The following is a 25,209-nucleotide window of genomic DNA, read 5'->3' as shown; positions in this document are numbered from 1 at the left end:
GGGGGGGGCGTCGGGGTTGTACAGAACTGTTCTGCCTGCGATACTCAATGGCTGGAGACGCGGACGGAGTGGTCGCGTGTTGACTTTTTCCTGGGTCCCGATGGTGAATCGTCCAACATTTCTTAGAACTTTTTTGGGATTTCGGAATGAGTATGTCTGCCGAACGTAGCCGATTTGATGAGGCATATGCCCGACTCGTTCTCTCCAATACCTTCATCGAAACCAGCGATTATTACAAGCAGCGAAAAGAACGGTATTGGAACACGCTGCGTCTGATGAAGCCGTTCTTGGTGCAAGGTCAACGCATGCTGGATATCGGAGGTGGCCAGTTTGCCTTGCTCACCAAGGCTTTGTATGCTTGTGATTCCGAGGTGGCTGATCTAGATTCGCGTCATCGAGCGTCAATCGACTCGGCAGGCGTCGCATTCCATCACCTTGACCTAATGAAAGACGATTTCCGCTTCGAAAGGCCGTTTGATCTGGTGATGCTTGGAGAGGTGATTGGGCATGTTCCAGCTCCACCTCATTGGATATTTGAAAAATTGAGTAAGATCCTGAAGGATGGTGGATGTTTGGTATTGACAACCCCCAATCTATTTCGACTTCGAAACGTTTTGCGCATGATGATGGCAAAGCCTATTTTTACGCCATTCGTCATGCCTGAGAAAGACCGGCCACCAGGTCATTTTATCGAGTACGATCAAATGCAACTGGAGTGGCAAATGCGTGAGGCCGGGTTCATAGTCGAGCTCAGCGAGCATGTGCAGCTCGACATGGGAGGTTCGACTGTCCCTGCACGAGTTGGACGCCGATTAGCTACGCCGTTGTACAGGTTACGACCAGTGTTGCGTGACAATCTGCTGTTAGTGGGTCGAAAGGTTTAAATTCGCCTATCTGTATCCTTTGCGAGATATGAATCCCAAAATCTGAAGTTGCTCGTCATCAGGGTTTCGGTGACCAGATAGGCAGTTTCCGCACCATTCCCTTTACCTTTCTGGTTAAGAAGTTTGGTGAAGTAGCAAGCCTAAGTTTTACGAGACGGGTCTTTATTGGCAATCTCACCGCAGAGCCACTCAATTCCCACCGGTCGAATACCGTGTGAAACAATTTCCCACCCTCTACTTTTGACTGGCTCAGGAAATCGAGGTGGCTTCGTCTTCAACTACTTCGTGTATTAATTAGCCGCATCTTTGCAAGGCACCTACATTAACGATTCTCTTACCCGTATCTCGTCTGCAAGACGGGTGGTCCGATAATCCAGGCCAGCATAAGGCCATTGGATGCCATCAGGCCACCTTCGCGGCTGCAAGTGGGCAAGGATTCAGTCACAGACACCGCGGGGCTTACGCAAAAGCTAGAGTAGTCTGAAATGAGTGTGACCTGTACATCACAAAACTCCAGCATACGTCCGGTTTGCGGGTACTGCCATTTGAAAAAGGCTTCCTTGGCACAGAAGTGTCGAGTCACGCACTGGCCTCGCTCCGATTGGGGCAAGGCGGCCAAGGCGGCCAGTTCTCCTGGTGTACAAATCGTGGGCCAGAGCGTCTGATCCATCTCAACGTCTTCTTCGACATCCACGCCGATTGCGTGGACCTGAATTCGACTCGCCACAATCGCGACACATGCGCTGCTCGTGTGTGCGATCGACCCTACCAGCCCGACGGGCCATGTCGGAGAACGATCTGGTGCACATGGCACGGCCGCCGGTGGATAGCCAATCTGGGCCATCGACTCACGGGCGGCCGCTCGACCGGCGGCGAATTCGCGCTGGCGCCTGGGAATGGCCTTTTGAATCGCCCTCTCTTCGACTGGCCAGAGATCAGCCGGATTACCGTCAACATCTCTGCAGGCGACGCCAATGCCTGGGCCGAGTGCCTTCGCAAGCTGCTGGCGCAAATTATCCAGCACTGAATATCCGTGCGAGGGTCTGGCTCCTGCAAGAGGCAGCATCAGTCCTGCGGCTCTTTGCCAGCCCGCATGGCTCGCCGTCGCGACATGGCGTCGGCGCGCAATTGCGCACGCTCTGTGGACTCGGCAGCCGCTTCTGGTGTATCGCGGGGCTTGTCGTCGAGGTGAGCAGCCAGTGCGGCCAGGGTTGGGAAGCGGAAGATGTCGGTGATGCTCAGGCGGGTGGTGTTCAAGGCCTGCTTGATCTCGCGGTGGGCTTGCACCGCGAGCAACGAGTGTCCGCCCAGCGCGAAGAAGCTGTCTTTGGCGCCAATCAGAGGTACGCCCAGGATGCGTGACCAGATGGCGGCGATCTTCTGCTCGATTTCGTTTTCTGGCTCGACAAAAACCTCGGTGCGTTCACGCTGGGTGGTTTGCGTGGGAGCGGGCAGGGCCTTGCGGTCAACCTTGCGGTTGGGCGTGAGCGGGAATTCGTCAACCGTCATGAAGTGGGCTGGCACCATGTGCTCGGGCAGGCGCGCGGCCGCCCAGTCGCGCAGGCGCTCGGTCGACATGCCTGGGTCAGCGCGGAGGTAGGCCACCAGCCGCACGTCACCCGGCTGGTCTTCGCGGGCAACCACCACGGCCTGGCGGATGCCGTCGGCCGATTCGAGCACGGCTTCAATTTCACCCAGCTCGATGCGGTAGCCGCGGATCTTGACCTGGAAATCGGCGCGACCGAGGAAATCAATTCGACCATCTGCACGCCAGCGTGCCAGGTCGCCAGTGCGGTACATGCGCGCACCGGCGGGAGCGGCGCAGTCTGGGCGAACGAAGGGGTCAGCGGGGAAGCGCTCGGCGGTGAGATCGGCACGCTGCCAGTAGCCGCGCGTGACACCGTCACCACCGATGTAGAGCTCTCCCGGTACGCCCACCGGCACGGGCTGCTGGTGGTCATCGAGCACATACATCTGGGTGTTGGCAATGGGGCGGCCGATGTTCACCACCGCCTCGCCTGCACTCGCGGTTTCGGTGGACGACCAGATGGTGGTCTCCGTGGGACCGTACATGTTTTCAATCGACGCCTGGGTGACCTGGCCGAGTTCCGCCACCAGCGTGCCGGGCAGCGCTTCGCCGCCGATCATGAGGTGCTTCACCTGGGACAGCGCCGCCTTGGCTTCGTCGTTCATGGCGATCATGCGAGCCATGCTGGGGGTGCACTGCAAATGGGTGACGCCGTGGCGCTTGATTTGCGCGGCGATGGAGAAGTCATCGTCGGACACCGCCGTCGGTTCATTGGACCGTCGCAGCACTTCGGCCAGGGGATACAGGCTTTCCATCACCTTCTCCGCCGGGATACCGTAGTCGATCAGGCAAGCGACTTCACCCACGCCAATGGCCTTGAGTTCTTCCACCCGCTGCAGACAATCGTCCACGGTGCCGAACAGGCCGGAGTCTTCGAAGTAGCGCAGAAAGGCAAAGTCCAGGATGCCTTCCATTTCTTCTTCCGACAACGACCGCAGATCGAGCTCGAATGGGTTGTTCACACCCACCGGCTTCTTGAAGGCGGGAAAAGCCCAGGCGTACTGCTTGATCAGGCCAGCCGCGCTGCGCAGGTAGTCCTTCATCGGGCCGCGTGAAATTTCGCGGGCCTGCTCACGGTCGCGAGCCACATAGGTGTGCAGCATCAGCGTGATGGTGAATTGCGCCGGGTCGTGACCGGCCTCGCGCAAGGCCTGGTGGTAGATCTTGATCTTGTCGGCGACCTCTGCGACGGTTTGCCCCAGCAGGTGGGTCAACACGTTGGCGCCGATGGCCCCCGCTTCTTTCCAGGTCTCCGGATTGCCCGCGGTGGTGACCCACACCCGCAAAGCTTTGGATACCGGACGCGGCTGGGTGATGACGTTGAACATCTCGCCGCTGGCGGTGGGAAAAGCCACTGCCTCGCCGCGCCAGAGCTGGCGCAACTGCTCGATGGTCTCGAACATGGCCTTCTTGTTGTGCGGTGGCGTGTTTTGTGGACGCAGCACAAAGTCGTCAGGCTGCCAGCCAGAGGCGATGGCCAGGGCAGCGCGGCCGTTGGTGAGGTTGTCGATGACGGCCCACTCCTCGGCGATGCGAGCCGGGTGGTGCAGTGGCCCCACGCAGCTCCCCGCGCGCACGCCGATGTTTTTCGTCACTGCCGCGACCGCGGCTCCTGTGACGGAGGGGTTGGGGTAGGGGCCGCCGAAGGCGTGGAAGTGGCGCTCGGGTGTCCAGACTGCGCAAAAGCCGTGCTGGTCGGCGAACTTGGCGCCTTCCAGCAGCAGCTCGTATTTCTTGGGGCCGGCACCATCGTCGTTGCCCCAGTAGTACAGGCTGAAATCCATCTTCTGCGCCGAGATCGGCGTCTGGCCGCTGGAGACGAGCGCTCGGTTTTCGTCGCTGGAGAGCACGAGCTTGAAGCCGCGCGCTAGGGTATAGAAGAGCTCCAGCACCGAGATGTCGAACGACAGGCTGGTCACGGCCAGCCACACACCGGGTGGATCGTGGCGGATGCGGTCGTCCATGCCGCGGAAAAAGTTGGCTACGTTGCGGTGCTCGACCATCACGCCTTTGGGGCGGCCGGTGGAGCCCGAGGTGTAGATCATGTAAGCGATGTCGGACGACAGCACCCCGCTGTCCAGATTGGTGACCGGCTGCGAGGCGATTTGCGCGTCTTCATCAATCACCAGCACCTGAGCCTGGTGCGCCGGCAGGCTGGCCACCAGGACCGACTGCGCCACGATCACCGGCGCGCCGCTGTCTTCGATGTAGAGCGCGATGCGGTCGGCGGGGTAGGCCGGGTCCAGGGGCACATAAGCGCCGCCCGCCTTCTGGATGGCGAGCGCGCCAATCAGCAGGTCCAGCGAGCGCTGGGTGTACAGGCCTACCAGCGTGCCAGGCTTGACGCCCATGCCCTGCAGGCGGTGCGCCACACGGTTCGCGCGGACATTGAGTTCGGTGTAGCTCAGCGCTGTGCCCTCGAACACAACGGCCGTGGCCTGGGGCGTGCGCTGGACCTGGGACTCGAAGAACTGGTGCACGCAGGTCTGGCGCTCGTAGTCACAGTGGGTGTTGTTCCAGCCATAGAGCACCTGCTCGCGCTCGGAGGCCGACATGATGGGCAGGCGTCCCAAGGGCGTCTCTTGCGCCGACGCGTCGCCCAGCGCGTCCAGCACGCTTTGCAGGCGTTGGGCCAGCTGTGCAGCGGCATCGTCGGGCAGGCGGGCGGCGTCGTGCCACATCGACACGCCGCCGTCTGGCGCCAGCACCACAGTGACCGCGCTGCCTTCGATGAATCCCGGTCTCTGCGAAACACCGACCTGGGGAACCGCGAGGCCGTGGATGGCCGGGTCGCGTGCGACCAGATCCAGCGCAAACGCCGGGTAGCGACGTGCCTTGTCCAACGCCGTGGTGCATTGCGCGACGAAAGCTGCGAACGGCAGTTCTCCCGCTGCTTCAAGTCGCCAAGGCACCCAGGTGGACAGGTAGCCCGGAGCCTGGGGCGCGGTGGCGTGCTGGTAAGCGAGATCGAAGGACGGCTTGCCGCTCACCCGGGCCACCCAGGCGGCCACAGCGGCCAGCAGGCGGTCGCCCGTCAGTCCAGTGGGGGCTTGCAGCGGCGTCTGACGCAGCACGGCAGGACCTGTGGCCGTGCTGGTCGAGGGAAGGTCGATGGCGTGGGGAGATTGCAGATGGCGGCGCCAGATGTCTTCGCCCGCCACCACCTGTGCCAGTGCGCCGGTCAGTGACTGCGCCTCGTCGGCATTCAGCAGGGGCAGGGTGTCGCCCGCCTTGGCAATGGTCGACGGGCACACGGCCTGACCGCTGGCATCGCGCAAGCCGGTCAGGCGCACCGGCACCGAGGCGGTCGCCACCACCAGACCCGCCGGCGTGGCTTCCACAACCTGCCCGGGTGATCCGGCGCCTGCCGCGGGCTCGGCCACGGCGCCTGACACCAGCAGCACGCGACCGCCCACATCCACCTTGGCGCATGTCAGCGGATTCCAGTAGGTGCTGTGGTCCAGCGCAGAAACCAAAGCCACGATGGATTCGGCGGCTTGCGCAAAGTCGATGCGCGCGGCTGCGGCCGGACGGTCGAGGCGCGCGTGGTACCTGCGCTGGCTGAGGTCTTGTGGTGTGCGCTGCGGCCCGGGGCCACGCAGGTCGGAGAGCAACTCGGCAAAGCTCTCCATCGCCGCTTCGTAGCAGCGCGTGTTCAGGGTGAGCGCGGTTTCGTTGGCTCCCATGTCGAACAGCCGCTGCTTGACGATATCTCCTTCGTCGATGCCGCCCTCGATCATGTGCCAGGTCACGCCGTGTTGTTTCTCACCCGCGAGAATGGCCCACACCGGAGCATTCAGGCCCGCGTGCTTGGGCAGCGGGCCGTCGTGGAAGTTGATGGCGCCGCGACGGGCTTGGTCAAGCACTGTCTGCGGGATGACCGACAAGTTGGCGATGCTGAACAGCCAGTCGAACTCGACGCCGGCGAGGCGCTCGGCCAAGTCGGCACCGGGCGCCTCCACCCTCATGTTCCGGTGCAAGGCCCAGGCGCGGATGTCGGCACTGCGTGTGACCACGGCAGTGATCCGGTCGCCCCCTTGCAGCAGGCGATCAGCACACTGGATCAGCAGGGACTCGTTGCCCATCAATACACAGGAGAATTGGCTCATGGAGAACTCCGGAAATCGCTGAATTTGGGGTGTCACGTGGACTCGTGGCTGCCATGTCCGGCAATGCGGCGGTTCCAAGCGCAGCGAAGGGCGTGGGATACCAGATCTTTGAGAAAGTGCTCAGGCTGACCATCTTCGGGGCGGCCAAGCCTGCGCAGCTTCGAAATCGTTGCACCTGCCGCATAGGCCACTGTAGCCGTAGCGGCGTAGAGTGCCCCGTGATTTTTGGTGAAGTACCAGAGGCGAGAATCGAACCAGAATGCTGGCATTCGTTTCCACGACTTCATGCCGGTGGAGACCGAGCCGATGTGCATGACGCGGCTCTGCGGCAGATACACTGAGTTCCATCCCAACCGCTTGGCTCGCAAGGACAGATCGGTTTCTTCAAAGTAGAGGAAGAAGCGCTCATCGAAGCCGCCGGTCTCCTCGAACACCCGGTGGCGCAACATCAGGCTGGCACCCGCCATCCAGTCCACGGTCTGGGCTTCAAGAGGTTCGGGCAGCGGAACGATGTAACGTCGCAGCAGGCGGGAGATCGGGCCTGTTGCCGCAGCGCTTTCGAATTCGCTGAAGAAAGTTGGAAACCGGAAAGCAGTCTGGTGGTAGACAGAGTCTTCCCCGTGGAGACGGCTTCCCGCAAGACCCACCAATGGATGGGCTTGCAGGTACTCCTTCAGTACTCGAATGGCACCAGCCTCAGGAAACGCATCCGAATTGAGGATGTAAACGAAATCCGGTACCGAACCATCGGGCAGGCCTTGGCGAATGCCGAAGTTGTTGCCTGCCCCGTAGCCGCCGTTGCGCCCCGACTGGAAGACCCGCACCCGGTTCCAGCCGCGCTCCTGAACCAACTTGACCAGGGTTTCATACGACCCGTCACCCGAATCGTTGTCAACCACCGTGATGGCGCCCGCAAGTCCCTCCATCTCGCCCAACGCCGCTTCCACGGCTCGAATCGTCAGGTCGGGTGTTCTGTAGTTGAGCACCACCGTCAACACGCTCGGTTGTGTGACCTGCTTCACTCGCCCCCTCCAAGCGATTGGGCCTTTTCGATGCAGTCCTTCAAAAGACTGGCCATCACGCGCACATTTGGTTCCAGCACCATGGAGTCGTGATCGCCGGGGACTTCCAGCACCTGGAGAGCGGGTATGTAGCGAGTCCAGTCGTTGTCAGGATAGACGTACTCTAGGCCGGAGCTGACCCAGCGTCCTCCGGAGACCTTCCAATGAAGATCCTGAGGAGGCCGGAACAACACCGCAGAGCCACCCCACCTTTCCAACCGGTAGCGCGGCAGCGCTGCCAGGAAGGCAGTCTGGATGGCTTCGTTGTTGAGCTGGTTCGATCGCGGCTGTATGGGCGGTGCGTTGCGATTGCGAAACCGGTTGAGTTCCCATTGAAAACGCCTGCGGGCCCAGTCCAGCAGGAAACCCGCGCCCTGTTTGCGCAGTTCCGCCAGCTTGATGATGGCTTTGTCCGTGCGGTTGAGCAATGGTCGCATCGGCAGGGGGGTGTCCAGCAGTACCAGCAAGGCCACCTCTTCTCCCGCTGCCTCCAGTTGCCTGGCGATCTCGTAGGCGGTGATACCACCACCCGAGAAGCCGCCCAGCAGGTACGGACCATGGGGCTGGACCTGGCGCATCTCGGCGATGTAATCGACTGCCGCTTCTTCAAAGGTCTCGTGGGGTGGCTGGTCGCCATACAGCCCGCGGGCCTGCAGACCGTAGAACGGCCGATCGGCCCCCAGAAGGCGGGCCAGGTGCCGCAGGTTGAGCACGTTGCCAAACATGCCGGCCACCAGGAAGAAGGGCGTGCGCTCTCCGCCCTCGCCGTCGTGCATGGCCACCAAGTGGGTGAAGCGTTTGCGGGGGGCCTTGGGTGCCGGCAGTGCCGAACCGTCGGCGGGTCCATCGGCCGCGTCGCCCAGGCGTTCGCGGATCAGGGCCGCGCTCAGAGCGATGGTGGGCGCCTCGAACAGCACCGAGATTGGGAACTCGACCCGGTAGGCCTTCTTGATCATGGCGAACAGGCGCACCGCGATCAGAGAGTGACCACCCAGGTCGAAGAAGCTGTCTTCCACGCCCACCTGGTTGACGCCGAGCAGTTCTTCCCAGAAGCCCACCAGCGTGCGCTCGGTGTCGTTGCGCGGGGCCACGTATTCGCTGTCGAGGTCGGGTCGCTGGAATTTCTGGCCGTCGCTCGCTTCGGTCTGCATGGACTGACCGGCCTGGCGCACCAGGGCTTCGAGGTCCATCGACGAGACGATCACCTGGGGCAGACCGGTCGCCAGGGCGCGGCCAAACGCGTCAGCGCCTTCGGCCGGCAGAATGCCTTGCGACACGTTGTACTGCAGCTGTTCTTCGCTCGGTGAAAGCTTATGACCGTTGTCGCCCGCGTGGCTCAGGTCTTCAAACTCGACTTCGCGCTCGTCGAGGCGGCTGGCCGCACCGAAACCCGAATCTTCCAGTCGACGGATCGAGAAACCCTCCACCTCTACACAGACCTGTCCCTGTTCATCGCACAGGGTCACGTCGAACACGGCGAAGGGCGCATCGGCCCGGTTGTCCTGTGCGTTGCGCACCCAGCTCCACAGCTGGGCGGGCAGGGGCCGGTGGACGCGCACCTCCCGGTAAGACACCGGCACCCACAGGTGGTCTGGTGCGTAGCCGCTGATTAGGTGCATGGCCCAGCCGGTGGCCAGGTCGAGCAGGGCAGGGTGCAGCTGGTAGCCCTCTTGCAGATCACTCTCAAAAGCGGCGGGCAGTTGCAGGCGTGCCAAGCCTTCGCCTTGGCCAAAGGCTACCGATTGCAGTACCCGCCAGCGCGGGCCGAAGTTCAAGTGCGTTTCCTGCGGCGAACGCCAGCCAGCCGGGTCTTCTTCCCGGTGCAGTGTGCAACGTGCCAGCACGGCTTGTGGGTCGATGGCAGCCGCCGCAGGCAGGCGACCCGGTACCAGCGTGGCCTGTGCGTTGAGCTGGAAGCCGTTGCGACCATCAAGCCGGCAATCGCTGCGCACCTCAAAACGGTAGCCTTCGTCGCTGCGGTGCAAACGAACGCGCAGCTGGCGCGGTTTGTCGTCTTCCACCTCCAGCGGTCGGAAAAAGTAGAGGTCCTGGATCGCGAACGGTCCGGTCTCGCCGTTGCCGCGCAGGGCCTGTGCGGCGAGTTCCAGATAGCCGGTGCCCGGCAACAGGGCCTGACCCGCTTTGGTGCGGTGGCCATCGAGAATCCAGCGGTCTTCACAGCGGTAGGTGGCGTTGAAGATGCGGTGTCCTTGCGCATCGAAGGTGGCTTCGTCCAGCAGAGGTTGCCCGGCCGGGTGGCGTGGTGCCGGTGGCTTTTCGCCCAGGCGTTCGGCCATGGCCGAAGCCGCCATGCCGACTTCGTTCCAGATGCCCCAGTTGACGGCAACCACCCGGGTGCGTCCGCCAGCGCGGTGCCGGGCATAGGCGTTGAGGTATTCGTTGGCGGCCACGTAGTCGACCTGGCCGGCCGGTGCAGTGACCGTACTGGTGGACGAAAACAGGACCAGATGGTCGATGCTGCCGTCGGGGAACAGGCCATGGAGGATCTGCACTCCGTGCACCTTGGGCGCGAACACTTCTTCGACCCCGCCCGAGGTTTTGGTGAGGATCGGTCCGTCGTCCACCACACCGGCGGCGTGGATCACCGCATGGATGCGCCCAAAGCGCTTCGTGGTCTGTTCGACCGCCTGCTGCATGTCGCGCACATTGCACACATCGGCCGCGAGTACCAGCACCTCGGCACCCAGGGACTGCAGGCGGCGGACGTCGAGAATGCGCCGCACCAGCAACTCGGCCGGATCGTTCGTGCGCAGAACTTCGTCCCAGGTTTCGACCGGTGGCATCTCACTGCGTGTCAGCAGCACCAGCCGCGCTTGCTTCTCGCGCGCCAGGCGCTCGGCCAAGGTCAGGCCGATGCCGCCCAGGCCGCCGGTGATCAGGCAGACGCATTGCCTGGGCCATGCGCCCAGGTCGTCCGATGGTGGCAGCGGCAATGGCGCGTAGCCGAGTTCCAGCCGCTTGGGCCCGCGCAACGCCACCTGGCGGTTACCTGGTGCAGCCAGCAATTCTTCGAGTACCTGGTCCACCAGCGCGCGAGCGGCCTCGGGGTCGGGTTTGGCGCGCCAGCCCGTGGGCAGGGTGGGCAATTGAAGGTCCAGCCAAGTGCAGGTGAGGCCCGGCAACTCGCGGGGCGCCACCTTCACCGGACCAGCCACCGTGGCTTTTTCGGGGTAGGGCAGGGCTTCTTCGCGCACGCGCACCGCGCCAGAACTGAGCACCGTCAGGTGCATCGGCTTGGGTAGGTTTTCTTCTGCCATGGCTTGCGCCAGGAACAACAGGCTGAAGAAGCCCTGTTCGATGTTGCGGTGGAAGAAACTGCTGCCCGGGCGGAAGCTTTCTTCGCGGGTGAGCAGCCAGGCGTGCACCACCGCCTGCGGCGTGTGGCCCGACGAAACCAGATCGCGCACGAGTTCGTCGTAACCCTCGCGGCCGCGCTCCGGGGCCAGCAGGTATTCGAATTCGCTGATGCGGGCGAACACGTCGCCCGAGCGCACCACGGTGACGGTGTGCCCCGCATCGCGCAAACGTGCCACGGCCGCTTCAGCGACGCCGGTCTCATCCAGAAAAACCAGCCAGTGGCGTGCCTCGGTCTGAGCGAGGTCCTGTGTGACGTCGATCTCGCAGTCGGCCGGGCGCGGACGCCAGCGGGGCTGATAGCCCCATTGGGTGATGTCGTCGGTGCGCGCAGGCCGGGCGTTTTCCACCTTGGTTTGTGCCACGCCGGGCGCGATGAAGTAAGGCTTGCGCTGGAAGGCATAGGTCGGCAGCGGTACGCGGTGGCGGCGCGATTCGCCCCAGATCGGCTCCCAGTCGACCGACACCCCGTTGGCCCACAACCGGCCCAGCGTGCCCAGGAACCACACATCGTCTGGAACGGCGTGGTCGGCGTGGCGCATCGAGTTGATGACCTGCGACGCGGGAACGCCGTTGGCCTGCGCCAGAGAGCCCAGCGTCTTCCCCGGGCCGACCTCCAAATACACCCGCTGGCTGTCCTTTTTCAAGGTCGACAGGCAGTCGGCAAAGTGGACCGTGTTGCGCAGGTGGCGCACCCAGTACAGCGGATCGGTGGCATCGGCTGCGCTCAGAGGCTGGCCATCGCGGTTGGAAATGATGGTCAGTTTGGGCGCGCTGAGGCGGATGCTGCGCAGGTACGCCTCGAACCGGGCCAGGATGGACTCAAGCATGCGCGAGTGCGCGGCAATGTCGATCTGCACGCGCTGCGGTTCCACCTCGCGCGCTCGCAGCTGGGCCTCGAGACGGTCCAGCGCATCTTGCGGGCCAGAGACCACACACAGTTCGGGCGCGTTCACACTGGCCATGTCCAGCGCTGGTTCCATCAAACCCTGCACCTCGGCCGCCGGAAGCGGTACGCTGAGCATGCCGCCCGGTGGAACCGAGTCGAACAGCTGCCCGCGCAGCAGCACCAGGCCGATGCAGTCCTCGAACGACATCACGCCCGCCAGACAGGCGGCAGTGTTTTCGCCCATGCTGTGGCCCACCAGGGCGGCGGGCTTGACGCCCCACGATATCCACAGCTGCGCGAGCGCGTACTCCACGATCATGATCAGCGGCAGCTGCACCGAGGGTCGCTTGAGTTTTTCCACCGCTTCGGCATGCTGCTTGGGCTCGGGCAGCCACACCGCGCGGATGTCGTAATTCAGCTGCTTCTGCAGCACGTCCAGACCCTGATCCATCCAGTCCTGAAACACCGGCTCGGTGGCGTACAGCTCGCGCGCCATGCCCGCGTATTGCGCGCCGCCGCCCGGGAACATGAACACCACCTCCGGATCGTCACCGAGATGAATGTGGGTGAAAACTCGTCGCGTGTCCGTGCCTTCGAGCAGGGTAGCGGCTTCTTCGTGCGTGGCAGCCACCAGCACGCGCCGGTGTTCAAAAGCCCGCCGTCCTTCCTTGAGCGTGAAGGCCACATCAGCCAGCAGCTGCTCCGGGTGAGCCCGTAGGTGCGCCGCCAGCGCCTTGGCGTTGGCGTCGACCGCAGCGCGCGAGCGCCCCGACACCACCAGCAACTGGAAGGGCCAATCCGATGGATCGGAAGCTTCGCGCTCAGGCGCTTCTTCCAGCACCGCATGTGCATTGGTGCCACCCACCCCGAGCGAGTTCACGCCAGCGCGACGTGGGCCCTTGTGCGACTCCCAGGCCCTCAGGGAGTGATTGACCTGAAACGGGCTGTTTTCAAAGTCGATCGAGGGGTTGGGCGCTTCGTAGCCGAGGCTGGGCGGAATCTCACGGTGCTTGAGCGCCAGCGACACCTTGATGAGGCTGGCCACGCCCGCGGCGGTGTCGGTGTGGCCGATGTTGGTTTTGACCGAGCCAATCCGGCAGAAGCCAGTCTCGGACGTGGTGGCCTGGAACGCTTGCGTCAGCGCGGCCACCTCGATCGGGTCGCCCAGGTAAGTGCCGGTGCCGTGACATTCCACGTAGTCGATCGTGTCGGCGCTCACCCCGGCCACAGCTTGCGCTTCGGCGATCGCCTTGGCCTGACCGTCCACGCTGGGCGCCAGGTACCCGGCCTTGGCCGCACCGTCGTTGTTGATCGCCGTGCCTCTGATCACGGCCCAGATGTGGTCGCCGTCCTGGAGGGCGTCTTCGAGTCGGCGCAGCACCACCACACCGGCACCAGATCCGAACACTGTGCCCTGAGCACGGTGGTCAAACGCGTGGCAGTGGCCGTCGGGCGAGAGGATCTCGCCTTCCTGAAAGATGTACCCGCGGGCATGCGGCAGCTCGATGGTCACGCCCCCGGCCAGGGCCATGTCGCACTCCCCGAGCAACAGGGACTGACAGGCGTAGTGCACCGCCACCAGCGAGGTCGAACACGCGGTCTGGATGTTGACGCTGGGACCCTTGAGGTCAAAGATGTGGCTGACTCGGGTCGACAGGAAATCCTTGTCGTTGCCGGTGTGACGCAGCAAGAACATCCCGGTGCTGGCCACCAGATCCGGGTTCGAGCAGATGTTGAAGTAGAAGTAGCTGCCCATGCCGCAACCGGCAAACACAGCGATCGGGCCGGCAAAGCTTTCGGGTGGGTGTCCTGCGCTCTCCAGCGCCTCCCAGGCCACCTCCAGAAACTGGCGGTGTTGCGGATCCATGATGGCCGCTTCCTTGGGGCTGAAGCCGAAAAATTCAGCGTCGAACTGTTCGAACCCGTCCAAGGGGGCTGCCGCCGGCACGTAGTTGCGGTGCCGCATGCGTTCGGGGCGCTCGCCGGCTGCAATCAGGTCCGCCTCGCTGATGCGCCGGATGGACTCAATGCCGTTTCGAAGGTTCGCCCAATAAGCGTTGGGGTCAGCGGCACCGGGCAGGTGCGCTGCCATGCCCACAATGGCGATGTCGTTTTGGGTTGAGCTGGACGTGGTCACGCGGGTTCTTGACTGAGCTGCCCGGTGACGAATTTGGCTCCGGGACTCCCATTGTTACTCAACAATTTGTAACATGGGTGCGAGGTACATCACGCTTTTTGGGGAGGTGCATCATCCTTGAAGCGACTGTCACCTGGTTGGGCGTCAACCTGCTTGAGGTCCCCGGGCTGGCTGATCTGGAAGTTGATGTCGCCCAGGACCCCAAACTGATGGCGATCCCTGAGCACTTCATCGACGATGTGCACGTCGATCAGCCGTTCCTCTTCCGCAAACCCATAGACCAGGGCCATTTCAGCGAGGATGTTGATGCTTCGGGGAATGCCGCCCGCAGCCCTTGCGATTTTGGATGTGGCCAGCGGCGTGAACAGCTGGCGTTCTCTGCCGGCCACCTTGAGCCGGTGCGCGATGTAGTCGCCTCCCTCCACCGAATTGAGGGGCGGGATGAAGAAGTCTGCCGCGACCCGCTGGGCAAACTGCTGCAACTCTGGCCGCTTCAGCAGGTCGCGCAACTGGGGTTGCCCTACCAATATGATCTGCAGCAACTGATCCTTGTCGGCATTGATGTTGGAGAGCATGCGCAGCGACTCCATGGCCGGCGCGCTCAAATTCTGGGCTTCGTCAACGATCAGCAAGACTCTGCGGCCCTGCCCGTATTCGTTGATCAGAAAGCGCTGGAAGGCGTCATAGCGCGCCACGGGCGTCAGGCGGTCATAGGGCAATCCGAACGCCAGCATGATCCACTCTGTCAGGTCGGCCAGATCGGGGTGGGTGTTGGTGACCATGCCTACCGAAACCTCGTCGCCCATCTCTTTGAGCAGTCGGCGGATCAGCGTGGTTTTGCCGCACCCGATGTCGCCGCAGATCACCGTGAAGCCAGCCCGGTTGTGGATGGCGTACTGCAGCATGGTGTAGGCGAGCGAATGCCGCTTGCCCATATAGAGAAAGTCGGGGTCTGGCTGAATGGAGAAAGGTTTCTCTTTCAGACCGTAGAAGGATTCGTACATGTTCTGTCTGGTGGTGAAAGCCGCCGATTCGGCAGGGGGGCGGTCTGGACCAGAAATGCTGCGGTGCTCCACAGGTGGGCACTGGGCCTCGCGCACGAATTCGAATCAACGGGCGAGAGCGCCGATTTGTTCACTAATCCAAAACAACATTATCGAATACGATCATGGCGAGGGGAGCCTCAGGCCGACAGTTTCAGTGGAATCTTGTGTTCGCATGACCGATATTTGTGATATTTGCGGGCTGACCGTTTCCCGCAGGGGCGTAAGCGATCACCTTAAAGAGGTGACAGACCGGGTCGGTCGGAGTGAGGGTGCGTGGCTGCTGACGCTTAACACTGAAATGCTCGCGCGCGGATCGCGCGATCCGGACTATTGGAAAATGATCCAGAAGGCAGACATCATCACTGCAGATGGCATGCCCCTGGTTTGGGCGTCAAATTTTAAGTATCCAGGGCGGACGATCGACGGGCGCACTACGGGCGTTGATCTGGTGGACGCTTTGCTCAGAGTCAAAAATGTGCCGAAGTTTGCCGTCATCGGTGGCAAGAGCCCGCTTGAGACCATCAAGACCTATGGTGCTCGGACGGTTGAGGCGTGTGCGTTTGTCTACGACGGCATGGTTGACCTCTCAGACGAACAGCTTTCATGGTTTTCTGATGAACTGATCCGGCACCAGGCACGCGTCGTGTTCATTGCACTCGGTGTGCCCAAGCAGGATCTGTTGGCCCTCGAGCTTCGCCGGAAAGTGCCACAGGCGGTGCTGATGGGTATTGGGGGCACATTTGAAATCCTGGGGCCGAAGGGCGGTCGTGCTCCTCATTGGATGCAGCGGGGAGGCCTTGAGTGGCTCTATCGTCTGGCAAAAGATCCAGGCCGTCTGTGGAAACGCTACCTGATCAACTATCCTCGTGGAATTTGGTTTCTGATCAAAGACTGTCTGGTGGCCAGCAAGTGAGCGAACTCGGAGCAATGGACTAAAGGCATTCGGGAAAGGGTTCTGAAATCTTGAACCACGCCCTGAACAGTTCCCTCTAGTCGCCCCCTTGGTCGCCATGATCTGCCGTCGCGCGCTGCTGATTGCTGAGTCAGCCAACCCCGAATGGACTAGCGTTCCCTTGATCGGATGGTCACTGTGCTCAGCGATCGCCAAAGAGATCGATGCACACATCGTGACCCAGACCCGCAATCGGGACGCTTTTCTCAGGGCTGGCTTGCGGGAGGGCGTGGATTTCACCGCTATCGATTCGGAAGCTATTGAGAGCCCGTTCTGGAAGCTTTCGAAATGGCTGCGCGGCGGGCAGGGCGTTGGCTGGACGACGCGCACTGCGTTGTCCAGCCTCGTCTACCCCTATTTCGAGCATCTGGTCTGGAAGCAGTTCGGGTCCAGGATCCAAGCGGGAGAGTTTTGTGTTGTCCACCGGATCACGCCCCTGACTCCGACAGCACCCAGTTCCCTGGCCATGCGCTGTGCTCAAGCGGGAGTTCCGTTTGTCCTTGGCCCGCTCAACGGAGGTGTGCCCTGGCCCAGAGCGTTTGGCAGAGAGCGTCGCCGGGAAAAGGAGTGGCTGTCCTATGTGCGGTCTGCCTACCGGTTGCTGCCTGGCATCTCAGAGACCTACCGCTGTGCGACCAGGGTTCTGGTGGGCTCGCAATTCACACTGAGCGACCTGCCTACAAGGTATCGTGACAAATACATCTACATGCCCGAGAACGGGGTGGATCCAGAGCGTTTCTCTCAATCTGTTCAGAGGCGCGACGACGGCCCTTTGCGTGCGGCTTTTGTCGGCAGACTGGTTCCCTACAAAGGGCCAGACATGTTGCTTCAGTCAGCGCTGGAGTTGCTGCGCGTCGGATCTATGACCATCGATGTCATTGGGGATGGGCCGATGATGGAAGCGTTGCGTTCATTCGTGCAACATCATGATCTCTGGTCGGTCGTGACCTTTCATGGCTGGGTGCCGAATGAGAAGGTGCAAGACATTCTGTGCCAGTGCGACATTTTGGCGTTCCCGAGTATCAGGGAGTTCGGTGGAGGGGTCGTGCTTGAAGCCATGGCGCTTGGCGTGGTGCCTGTCGTGGTTGATTACGCTGGTCCAGGGGAATTGGTAACCACGGAAACTGGGTTCAAAGTTCCCTTAGGGTCTCGTGATGAAGTCGTTGCAGGATTTCGAACCGTTCTTACCCGCCTCGTGACATCACGCGCAGAAGTACACGAACGGTCTGCTGGGGCGCGAACTCACGTCCAGCAAAGGTTCATTTGGCCAGTCAAGGCTCGACAGATCGTTGCCCTTTACGCCACCCTCGATAACCTTCGTGATCAGGATTTGCTGCTCACCCGAACCTCTTTGCCCGATAGTGCCGAATCGCAAAAAAGGCAGCTCTAGGCGCGATTGCTGCACCCACCCGGAAAAGCACCTAGGAGGGAGCGCACTGCCAACGACTTGACCTTGACCTGCCCCGACCTGACCGGACAGACTCATGTCGTCCACCAACCTCAGTAGCCGTGGTCAGACGAACGACAAGATCAGCGTAGGGCGAACCCTTGCCAGCTTTGATCTTGCGGCGATGCGCCACGCTCTGAATTTAGGCGAACCCTCCAGGCTCAGCTGGAATTGGCGAGTGGCACCTCATCCCACAGAAGCCATACCCTGCTCGGCGAGAGTTTTTAACCCTACCCAGAGGTTTTGGGTTGTTTGCGTGCCTTCTTGGATTGAAATGCACAGAGGTAGACTGTGGGCTTTGTAGGAAAGGGGGAGGTGCTTTTGATTCAACCTACACTGGCCTTGCTGCGCGGAATTCGTGAGATGACGGCATTGCGTTTGCTGCGCCGAATGCATCGCGTGACCCATCGTATGTCGCTGGTTTTAAGGCCGGTTGAAAAAGCGCGCGTTCTGGTTGTGGCGCCGCACATGGACGACGATGTCATCGGTGCTGGAGGCGCTCTGTTATTGCATCGTGAGTTGGGCAGCGAAGTAGCCGTGGTCTTTTGCGCCGCTGGAGCGACAGCCGAGGTGGATGCTGTGCGCAAGGCAGAGGCGAAGCAAGCAGCGTTAGAAATGGGATTCGCTCAGTTGGACTGGCTGAACTTGCCAGATGGTCGGATGTCGCACTTCGAAGCTCAGTTGGCTGAGGGGCTTGCTCGTCACTTGCGTGAATACGCCCCAGAGCAGATTTTCTGCCCGTTTGTGAGTGACCATCACCGTGATCACGCCGCTGTAGCCCAAGGTGTTGCCCTCGCCATTCGCGCGGCTGGCTGGCAAGGCGAAGTTTGGTGTTTTGAAGTGTGGTCTCCGCTCTGGCCCAATGTGGCTGTTGACATCTCGACGGTTGAGGCGAAAAAGCGGCAGATGATCGAAATCTACGCCTCACAGACTGCCGGACTGCACTACACGGAGGGCATTCTCGGGCTCAACTGCTACCGAGGACTCCGGGTCAACGTGAAACACGCCGAAGCGTTCTACGTTTCTGATGCCAAACGATTCTGTGTTTTGGCCGATGAGATGAACAACGTCTGAGCCCGCCGCCTTCGAAAGTTGCCTCGGGCAACTGGCAACGGGCAACGGTCACGAAGGATCGACGGGCAGGGGGAAAAAAGATGGTTTGTCCTCACGCCTTCGGCGCACCCAGTCATAGATTTGGGTCACCTGTGAGGCCTTTGCTTCCCAGGTGAACAGCGATTGAACCCTTGCACGAGCATGGTCCCCCAGTTCCTTCACTTCTAGGGGGTGATCAGCGCAATGGATCAATTGCTTTCGCAATCCGGCCACCACCTGATCACGATTGCCCATCGGCACTTTATATCCCGTTGCAGGAGTCACCAGTTCTGCGGGACCTGCATAGTCAAGAACGATTGGACACAGGCCCAACGCCATGGCCTCAAGTACCGCCCCGCCACCAAACTCCCGGATCGAGGGAAAAGCCAACGCTGAACACGTTGACGCAATGTCCTGAACTTCCTGATGAGATTTCCAGCCATGAAACACAACGCCAGGCAGGACCTTGGCCTGCTGTTTGAGGTCGGACATCATGGGTCCGTCACCGATGATGTCCAGTGTCATGCGACCTCCCCGGAGCAGTGGTTCGGCAGCGTTGAGCAGCATGTCCACGCCTTTCAGAGGAACAAGACGCCCGATGAAACAGGCTCGCAAGGGCCCCGCCGCATGTGAGGCCGCTCCATGAAACCGAGTAGGATCAACCCCGTTTTCAGGCAGGTAGATACATCTTGCAAGGTGGTGCGAGGGCAACTCGGACATGGCGTAACGTGACCCGACCAGGATGGCGTCGGCCCGCAGGGTTCCTGCTCTTCCAGGCAGGAACCGATAGGCTCCCCTGAGTTTGGAAAGCCATTCCTTCTCGCGCCTCATTTCCTTCTCAAAGCCTTTAGGCCAAGGCACGCCGCCATTGATCGGACCAAGGACAAAAGGCACCCCTATGCGACGGCATTTGGAGGCGATTGGACTTGGCAGAACCGGGGAGAGCGGGGTAATGCGGTGGACCACGTCGAACTCACCGCTCTTCAACCGATCACCGAATAGTTTCCAAACGAGGTGTTCGAAGTAGGGGTAGCTCAAAAAACTCATGGCCTGCTGTATGGTCCAGCCCTGGCCGCCGCCACCCGTCAGGATCTGGCTGATCTTCCAAAGAGGGCGGGCAATGGCCTCCGAGTCAATCGCAGTGAAGTCCTTTCCCTCGACCAGACCTGCACGCTGGAAAGCTTCCCGGTTGCGCAATTGCGTCACGATGTGAACATCGGCTTGCTTCGCCAGGGCTTGGGCCATGGACCATCCGACCAAGGGCACCGACACCCACTCTGGGTTCGCCGCTTCAGCGATCACCAGGACGCGAGTGCGGTTGGAAGACGAAATCAATGTGTAAGCCTTTCCGTCTGGCGAGAAATTACCTCACCCGAGTTCTTCTATTCCCGAATGGACCGATAGGGTGGTGCTAGCAACTCCCTATCGAACGACATTGACTTGAAATTTCATGAAAGTCTCGCTTTCCGAGTCCGGATCATCATAACCTTGACATGTGAATAGGCAGAGGATCCGCGCCAGCCCGCGCGGCTGGTTGAAGCGTGGGGTTGCCAAAGCCGGCGATGAATTCAGCAGCAGCTCTCGCCAACGCCTCGACCCTTTTCGACACGCATTTCCCGCTGGCCCGATTGAGAAACTCCGATCAGGCTTCATCGTCCGCGCGTCCACTGGTCGGAGGCTCTCCGTGAGCGAACCGCAATCCCCACTGCTGCATAAACCAGAAATCCCCAAGGGGCCTTGAGTGCCAGCAGCAACAAGTCACCAGGGCCAGTTGCCGACTTGCCTTCGTTGCGCATCAGTTCGGGCCACTTGTGAACGATTTCTTTCACACCCTGATCCTGTCTGCGTCTGACTCGCACCAGTCGGTTGAATCCTTCCACCATCGGCCATTCGTAAGTGGCTTGCACGCCTTTGCGTTCGTGCGGTGCAAATAGTAGGCGCACATAGGTGTCGTCGGAGATGATGTTCGGGAAACGGCCCCAGCGAGCCCGTCCCGCAGCGTTCACCGCGAAAAAGCCAAAGCCCGGGGCCTCACTGCGAGCAAAGGGGAGCATTTGCCAGAATCGCGCGTAGGCACGGGTCACCAAGGACTTCGCTGGCGATATGCGTGGAGTGCCGCTGGCGTAGCGCGGAGAGGAAGTGGCAGTCAGTTCAGCGAACACCATGCGCACCAGTGGCGGGCTCACCAGTACGTCGGCATCGAGGTAGACACGGAGCTCGCCTGTGGCCATATCGTCGCCGACGTTGAGAGCATTGAGCTTGCCCGGCTGAGCAAGGTCAATGACCTGCATGGTCCAACCGATTCGGCTTGCATCGGATTCAAACGCCCGAGCCACTTCAACCGTGTTGTCGGTGCAGGCGTTGGCTACCACCAACACCTGTACTTCACCAGCTGCTGGTTCCGAAGCCATCAGCGCCCGAAGGCAACTGGCCAGGTAAGCCTCTTCATTGTTGGCTGGAACGATGATGGTGAGCCTGGGGCGCTCTGGCGCGGATGCCATGGGCGCACGCGCATCGGTTCCTGGCGCGGGCGTCACGCAACACCCCGGAAAAGCTGCACCAGCTTGGCAGCTTCCACGTCGATATCGTGTCGAACATGGACCCGCTGTCGGCCCGCGCGGCCCATTTCCTGAAGCCTGGAGACGTCGCTTTCCAGCACCTCGGCCAGGACCTCGGCCAGCGCATCGACGTCGCCTGCCGGGATCAGCCACCCATCGACACCATGGCGCACCAGCTCTGGGATCCCGGCCACCATGGTGCTTACAACGGGACGTCCCAGCGCCATGGCCTCCATGATGACCACGGGCAGGCCTTCGGCAAAACTGGGCAGGACCATGGCCCTGGCTGCCTGAAGCTCTTCGCGCACTTGCTGGCTGCTGATCCATCCGGTGATGCGAACCCATTGCTTCAGACCAAACTGGATGGCCATCTGCTCCACCTCGGATCTCATTTCACCATCACCGGCCAGAACCAGCTCAAAGGAAGCACCTCTTTCTTTCAGCATCCGCGCGGCTTGCACCAGCAGGAGCTGGCCCTTTTGTTCGCACAGTCTGCCGACGCAAACCAGGCGGGGCGTGTCGAGGAAAAGTGCGGTCTCTGCCCCCTTATGGAAGCCTTTGTCCAGGCCGCAATGCACCACGTGAATCTTGTCCCAGTGCTCATGACTGACACACCGGTACAGCTGGCTGCGTCCGTAGGAACTGATGGCGACCACGAACGCTGCACTTTCAATCTTGTCGCGCAGATGGAGTGCAGCCGGCTGATCGAACTCCTCCGGCCCGTGAACCGTGAAGGAGTAGGGTGGTCCTCCTATCGCGCGGGCGAGCATGACGACCTCGGTTGAGTTCGTCCCAAAGTGGGCGTGGACATGGTGCACAGGATGGGTGCGCAGGCGAGCCAGTACCCAGCAAGCCTCCGCTAAATAGGCCAGATGAAAGGGCAGGGGACGGCTGGACCCCCGACTCATTCGCCAAACCAAGGAGAGCGCACGCACAAGGGCGACTGGCGTTCGAACCATTTGTCCCAGCAAGGCACCGATCAGACCCGACCACCCTCTGCGCAGAACATAAAAGGTCTTGGCCTGCTCGTCCTGATCCTCGGCGTCCACGAGTTGATCGCCCCAGCCTCGTAGGGCAAACCGGACCACCTCCACACCCTGACGTTCTAGCGCCAGGATCTCCCGCCGAATGAAGCTGTGGCTGACTTTCGGGTACTGATTGATGAAATAGGCAACCCTCATATCCTTGCAGGGGTACTGGCCCTCGTGTGCGCTCCCCATCCGATCACCAGCAATGAGCCCATTTCCAACACCCAGTTCAAAGGTACCCCCCCCATACGCCAGCCGAGCATCTCGTCCACATGGTGAAACGAAACTGCCCTGAGGGCAACGAAAATGACCAGGGCTGCGGCACCTGCGCAAGCCCACCGAGTGGCCGCGTGCGCATTCCAGACCAAAAGGCTGATTGCCGCCAGGATCGTCAGGCCCACCACCGGCACAGCAGCGATGAACGCTTCTTGATACTGCCGCCGATTTTCATACCATCCCTGTTGAAAAGCCAGGATTCTCGCCAACTCGGTCATGGCTGACTGAAGGTCCAACTGTTTGTTGATCCCCAGCGCAATCATCCCAACCATCAGCAAGCGCCATATAACACGCTCATTGTCATTCAAGAAGATGCAGCCTCGCCGTGCTCGCTGCAACACACGCAGGCAGGCCCATGCACCCCATGCATAGAGCGCCACGGTGACCCAGCCGCCGATGGTCGGGTCGCCAATGCCGGGCGACCAAGTGCCGATCCAAGCGGAGCGCATAGTCCGGGCTCACCAGACTTGCGCCTGTACGATTTCGTCGCACAAGTACACCAACCCAGGCTCCTTCGAGCCAAAGCAAGCGAGGACCGCTCCTGGCCAGGCGGTGTCTGAGCGAACTATTGTCAGGTTGGGAGCGTTGAGATCCAAACTTGGAAACAAACGTGGGTTTGGTGAATTCATGGATCAATAGCCAAAGAACTGTCTGTGGAGAATCGCCTTTTCCATCAGTTGATCAGGGTCTTCCAGGGGTTTCCATCCGAGGACGGTCTTGGACTTTTGGTTGGAGAACTTTGAAAGGTGGGCGCGTGACTTCCAGTCGGCCCGGGAAGGCCGACCGAGGTTGGCCTTTCTGAGAACATGTCGCTTCAGAAGGTACTTTACCCACTCGGTCACGAACATCAGTTCAAGACTGCCTGGTTTGGTTCGTATGCGTGACCCCGTGAGTTTGAAAATCATGTCGAAATACCCTTTGGCCGACAATTTGGGATCACCAACAAGATTGAACGACTCACCCACAACGCTTTCGTGATCCAGCAAACGCACCAGTCCATCGCTCACATCATCGATCAGCACCAGCGGAAGCGGGTTGTTGCCACGTCCCCACATCTTCACCGCCGACGACCCGTTCCACCGGCCGATACCCCAGTGCTGCAGTGGGCCACCGGGGCCAATGACGATCCCCGGTCTTGCAATGACCAGGGGCAGACCTTTCGTCTTGCAGGCCGCCATCAACAACTCTTCGCAGGCCGCCTTTGATCGACCGTAAAGTTGCCGGGACTCCATTGGCCCGAACATCGTGGACTCATCAATGACTTTCGTCGCGTCAGAGGCATCGTAGGACGCGATGGTGCCGGTATAGATGAACCGACGCACGCCAGCCTTAAGAGCTGCTTCTGCGATCTGGCCAGTCACTTTCACGTCGTTCTCCAAGTAATCCTCCCACGTGCGCCCATCTGTCTTTGCCAAGTGATAGACGGCAGCCGATCCTGCCATGGCGCTGGCCATTGTGTCCGCATTGGACAGGTCGACAGGGACCATCTCGACGGTCCGGCCCAAGTCGCTGAAGGGCGAACTGTTTCCACGGCTAAAGACCCGGACGCGATAGCCATCCTTCACAAGGCGTCGTGTGAGCGAGCGACCGATGAACCCTGTTCCACCAATGATCACCACTGATTCTCGGTTAGAGCTAGCAGTTTTTTCGGTTTCGACCGCTCCTGATGTAATGGGTGCGGGTTCGTTTTCCAATTGGCTTGCGGCAGAAGCAATGGATTGGCAGACGAAAGCAGCCGACTCGCCCGAGAAGCGGCGGTCCAAAGGTCGGTTTTCTCGCAAAGCATCGTAAAAGGCACCAACGGCGCCCGCCATGCTCAATGCGTACGGACTCTTTCTGTTCAATGAGCGAGCCTGAATCCATGTGTTGCGAAGTCCCTCTTTGAAATATTGTGTGCCGGTCGAGAAGGCCGACAGTAAGGGATCTAGAATGATTTCGCTGGAGTTCCCCCGATGCAAAATGAAGGTGTCAGCTCCAAAATCCAACTCGGCACGCCCTGTGACGCCGTGCAGGGTCACCGACCGGTCTTCGAAACCCTCGACAAGCGATATCGAAAGCTGTACGTCTGTGTGCGCAACTTGCCCGCATATAGAAAAACACTGAGGACGAATGCCCAAGCCAGGAACCTCAATTGGCTTCGATGTTCGAATATGCACATTTGACATTGTACCTAGCAAATCTTGCACGAATGCAAATAGATGGGGGCCAATCTCATTCAATAGATTCAAGCTAGATCTCAGCATCCACAGGCCATATGGCCCCGAGCGCAACGGCGACAATGGCAAGTGCCAGTTGGCTTCGAGGCGGTGAACCTTTCCTATCAATCCCTGTGTCAGGGCATCTTTGAGCCTTTGGTATGAATGCAACGCAAGAAAATTGTGATTGACCGCCACCAGTTTGTGAACTTTTTCAGAAGTCGCCAGCATCTCTGCTGCTTCTTCCGGGGTCAAGGCAAACGGCTTTTCTACCAAAACATGGCATCCTTTATGGAGTGCGGCTAATGCCTGCATGCAGTGGAGGTGGGGAGGTGATAAGACGTGAACTGCATCCAGCTGTTCTTGCTCGAGCATGGCGTCCAGCGACAGGTATGCCCTTGCGCCAAACGATTCGGCCAAGCCCTTGGCCGACTTTAAGCTAGGGTCACAGACCGCAGCCAAGGTGGCCACTCCTGTTTCGATCAGTGCGTTCGCATGCCAAGATGCTATGTAGCCCGCACCTATGAAGCCTACTTTCAGTTTTTGGTTGTTCATGAATTCGCTTTGCAAGG

The 25,209-nt window shown here is 60.7% G+C and carries 15 protein-coding genes; 5 read left to right on the top strand and 10 right to left on the bottom strand.

Going from position 1 to position 25,209, the window contains the following annotated elements:
* The first annotated feature begins 152 nt into the window (after positions 1-152).
* Positions 153-884 carry a methyltransferase domain-containing protein gene (locus tag QUV25_RS13885; protein WP_300864799.1) on the top strand — a complete coding sequence of 244 codons (732 nt, stop codon included), beginning with the start codon at positions 153-155 and terminating at the stop codon, positions 882-884.
* A gap of 334 nt (positions 885-1,218) precedes the next feature.
* On the opposite strand, the gene QUV25_RS18270 is transcribed toward QUV25_RS13885, so the two are convergent.
* Complete coding sequence (locus tag QUV25_RS18270; protein WP_366945679.1) at positions 1,219-1,782, bottom strand: 4'-phosphopantetheinyl transferase superfamily protein; 564 nt, start codon at positions 1,780-1,782, stop codon at positions 1,219-1,221.
* A gap of 6 nt (positions 1,783-1,788) precedes the next feature.
* Between QUV25_RS18270 and QUV25_RS13880 the strand changes: the two genes are divergently transcribed.
* Entirely contained in the window at positions 1,789-1,911 is a 123-nt protein-coding gene (locus tag QUV25_RS13880) for a hypothetical protein (protein ID WP_300864797.1), read from the top strand.
* A 38-nt stretch (positions 1,912-1,949) separates the two neighbouring features.
* Here the strand turns inward: QUV25_RS13880 and QUV25_RS13875 are convergent, their stop codons facing one another.
* From QUV25_RS13875 to QUV25_RS13860, 4 genes are all read right to left on the bottom strand, one after another.
* Positions 1,950-6,581 carry a MupA/Atu3671 family FMN-dependent luciferase-like monooxygenase gene (locus tag QUV25_RS13875; protein WP_300864795.1) on the bottom strand — a complete coding sequence of 1,544 codons (4,632 nt, stop codon included), beginning with the start codon at positions 6,579-6,581 and terminating at the stop codon, positions 1,950-1,952.
* A gap of 32 nt (positions 6,582-6,613) precedes the next feature.
* Positions 6,614-7,603, bottom strand: coding sequence for a glycosyltransferase family 2 protein (locus QUV25_RS13870; protein ID WP_300864794.1), 990 nt, complete (start codon positions 7,601-7,603; stop codon positions 6,614-6,616).
* Positions 7,600-14,043 (bottom strand): type I polyketide synthase, encoded by a 6,444-nt coding sequence (locus QUV25_RS13865; protein WP_300864792.1) that lies wholly within the window; start codon positions 14,041-14,043, stop codon positions 7,600-7,602. The genes QUV25_RS13870 and QUV25_RS13865 overlap by 4 nt, the downstream gene beginning before the upstream one ends.
* 89 nt (positions 14,044-14,132) lie before the next feature.
* Positions 14,133-15,047 carry an AAA family ATPase gene (locus tag QUV25_RS13860; protein WP_300864791.1) on the bottom strand — a complete coding sequence of 305 codons (915 nt, stop codon included), beginning with the start codon at positions 15,045-15,047 and terminating at the stop codon, positions 14,133-14,135.
* Between the two features lie 214 nt (positions 15,048-15,261).
* Here QUV25_RS13860 and QUV25_RS13855 point away from each other — a divergent pair, with 214 nt between their 5' ends.
* The 3 genes from QUV25_RS13855 to QUV25_RS13845 all read left to right on the top strand — a co-directional run bounded on the left by QUV25_RS13855 (position 15,262) and on the right by QUV25_RS13845 (position 18,562).
* Positions 15,262-16,002 (top strand): WecB/TagA/CpsF family glycosyltransferase, encoded by a 741-nt coding sequence (locus QUV25_RS13855; protein WP_300864790.1) that lies wholly within the window; start codon positions 15,262-15,264, stop codon positions 16,000-16,002.
* A 97-nt stretch (positions 16,003-16,099) separates the two neighbouring features.
* On the top strand, positions 16,100-17,431 hold the full coding sequence (locus QUV25_RS13850) for a glycosyltransferase family 4 protein (protein ID WP_300864838.1): 1,332 nt from the start codon (positions 16,100-16,102) through the stop codon (positions 17,429-17,431).
* 372 nt (positions 17,432-17,803) lie between these two features.
* Entirely contained in the window at positions 17,804-18,562 is a 759-nt protein-coding gene (locus tag QUV25_RS13845; RefSeq protein ID WP_300864789.1) for a PIG-L deacetylase family protein, read from the top strand.
* A gap of 48 nt (positions 18,563-18,610) precedes the next feature.
* Here the strand turns inward: QUV25_RS13845 and QUV25_RS13840 are convergent, their stop codons facing one another.
* The 5 genes from QUV25_RS13840 to QUV25_RS13820 all read right to left on the bottom strand — a co-directional run bounded on the left by QUV25_RS13840 (position 18,611) and on the right by QUV25_RS13820 (position 25,192).
* The gene (locus QUV25_RS13840) at positions 18,611-19,825 is read right to left on the bottom strand and encodes a glycosyltransferase family 4 protein (protein WP_300864788.1); all 1,215 of its coding nucleotides are present in this window, start codon (positions 19,823-19,825) and stop codon (positions 18,611-18,613) included.
* A 404-nt stretch (positions 19,826-20,229) separates the two neighbouring features.
* A complete protein-coding gene (locus QUV25_RS13835; RefSeq protein WP_300864786.1) occupies positions 20,230-21,081 on the bottom strand; it encodes a glycosyltransferase in 852 nt (283 codons plus the stop codon).
* A gap of 32 nt (positions 21,082-21,113) precedes the next feature.
* Positions 21,114-22,319, bottom strand: a complete 1,206-nt coding sequence (locus QUV25_RS13830) for a glycosyltransferase family 4 protein (protein WP_300864785.1) — start codon at positions 22,317-22,319, stop codon at positions 21,114-21,116.
* Positions 22,316-22,891 (bottom strand): hypothetical protein, encoded by a 576-nt coding sequence (locus QUV25_RS13825; protein WP_300864784.1) that lies wholly within the window; start codon positions 22,889-22,891, stop codon positions 22,316-22,318. Before QUV25_RS13825 ends, QUV25_RS13830 begins: the two co-directional genes overlap by 4 nt.
* A 183-nt stretch (positions 22,892-23,074) precedes the next feature.
* Positions 23,075-25,192: an NAD-dependent epimerase/dehydratase family protein gene (locus QUV25_RS13820; RefSeq protein WP_300864783.1), complete on the bottom strand. Its 2,118-nt coding sequence runs from the start codon at positions 25,190-25,192 to the stop codon at positions 23,075-23,077.
* Positions 25,193-25,209 lie beyond the last annotated feature (17 nt).

This window comes from Hydrogenophaga sp., assembly GCF_030373245.1.
Classification (GTDB): domain Bacteria; phylum Pseudomonadota; class Gammaproteobacteria; order Burkholderiales; family Burkholderiaceae_C; genus Hydrogenophaga.
The sequence above is the reverse complement of the archived record's forward strand: the minus strand, read 5'-3'. Positions and strand labels throughout refer to the sequence as shown.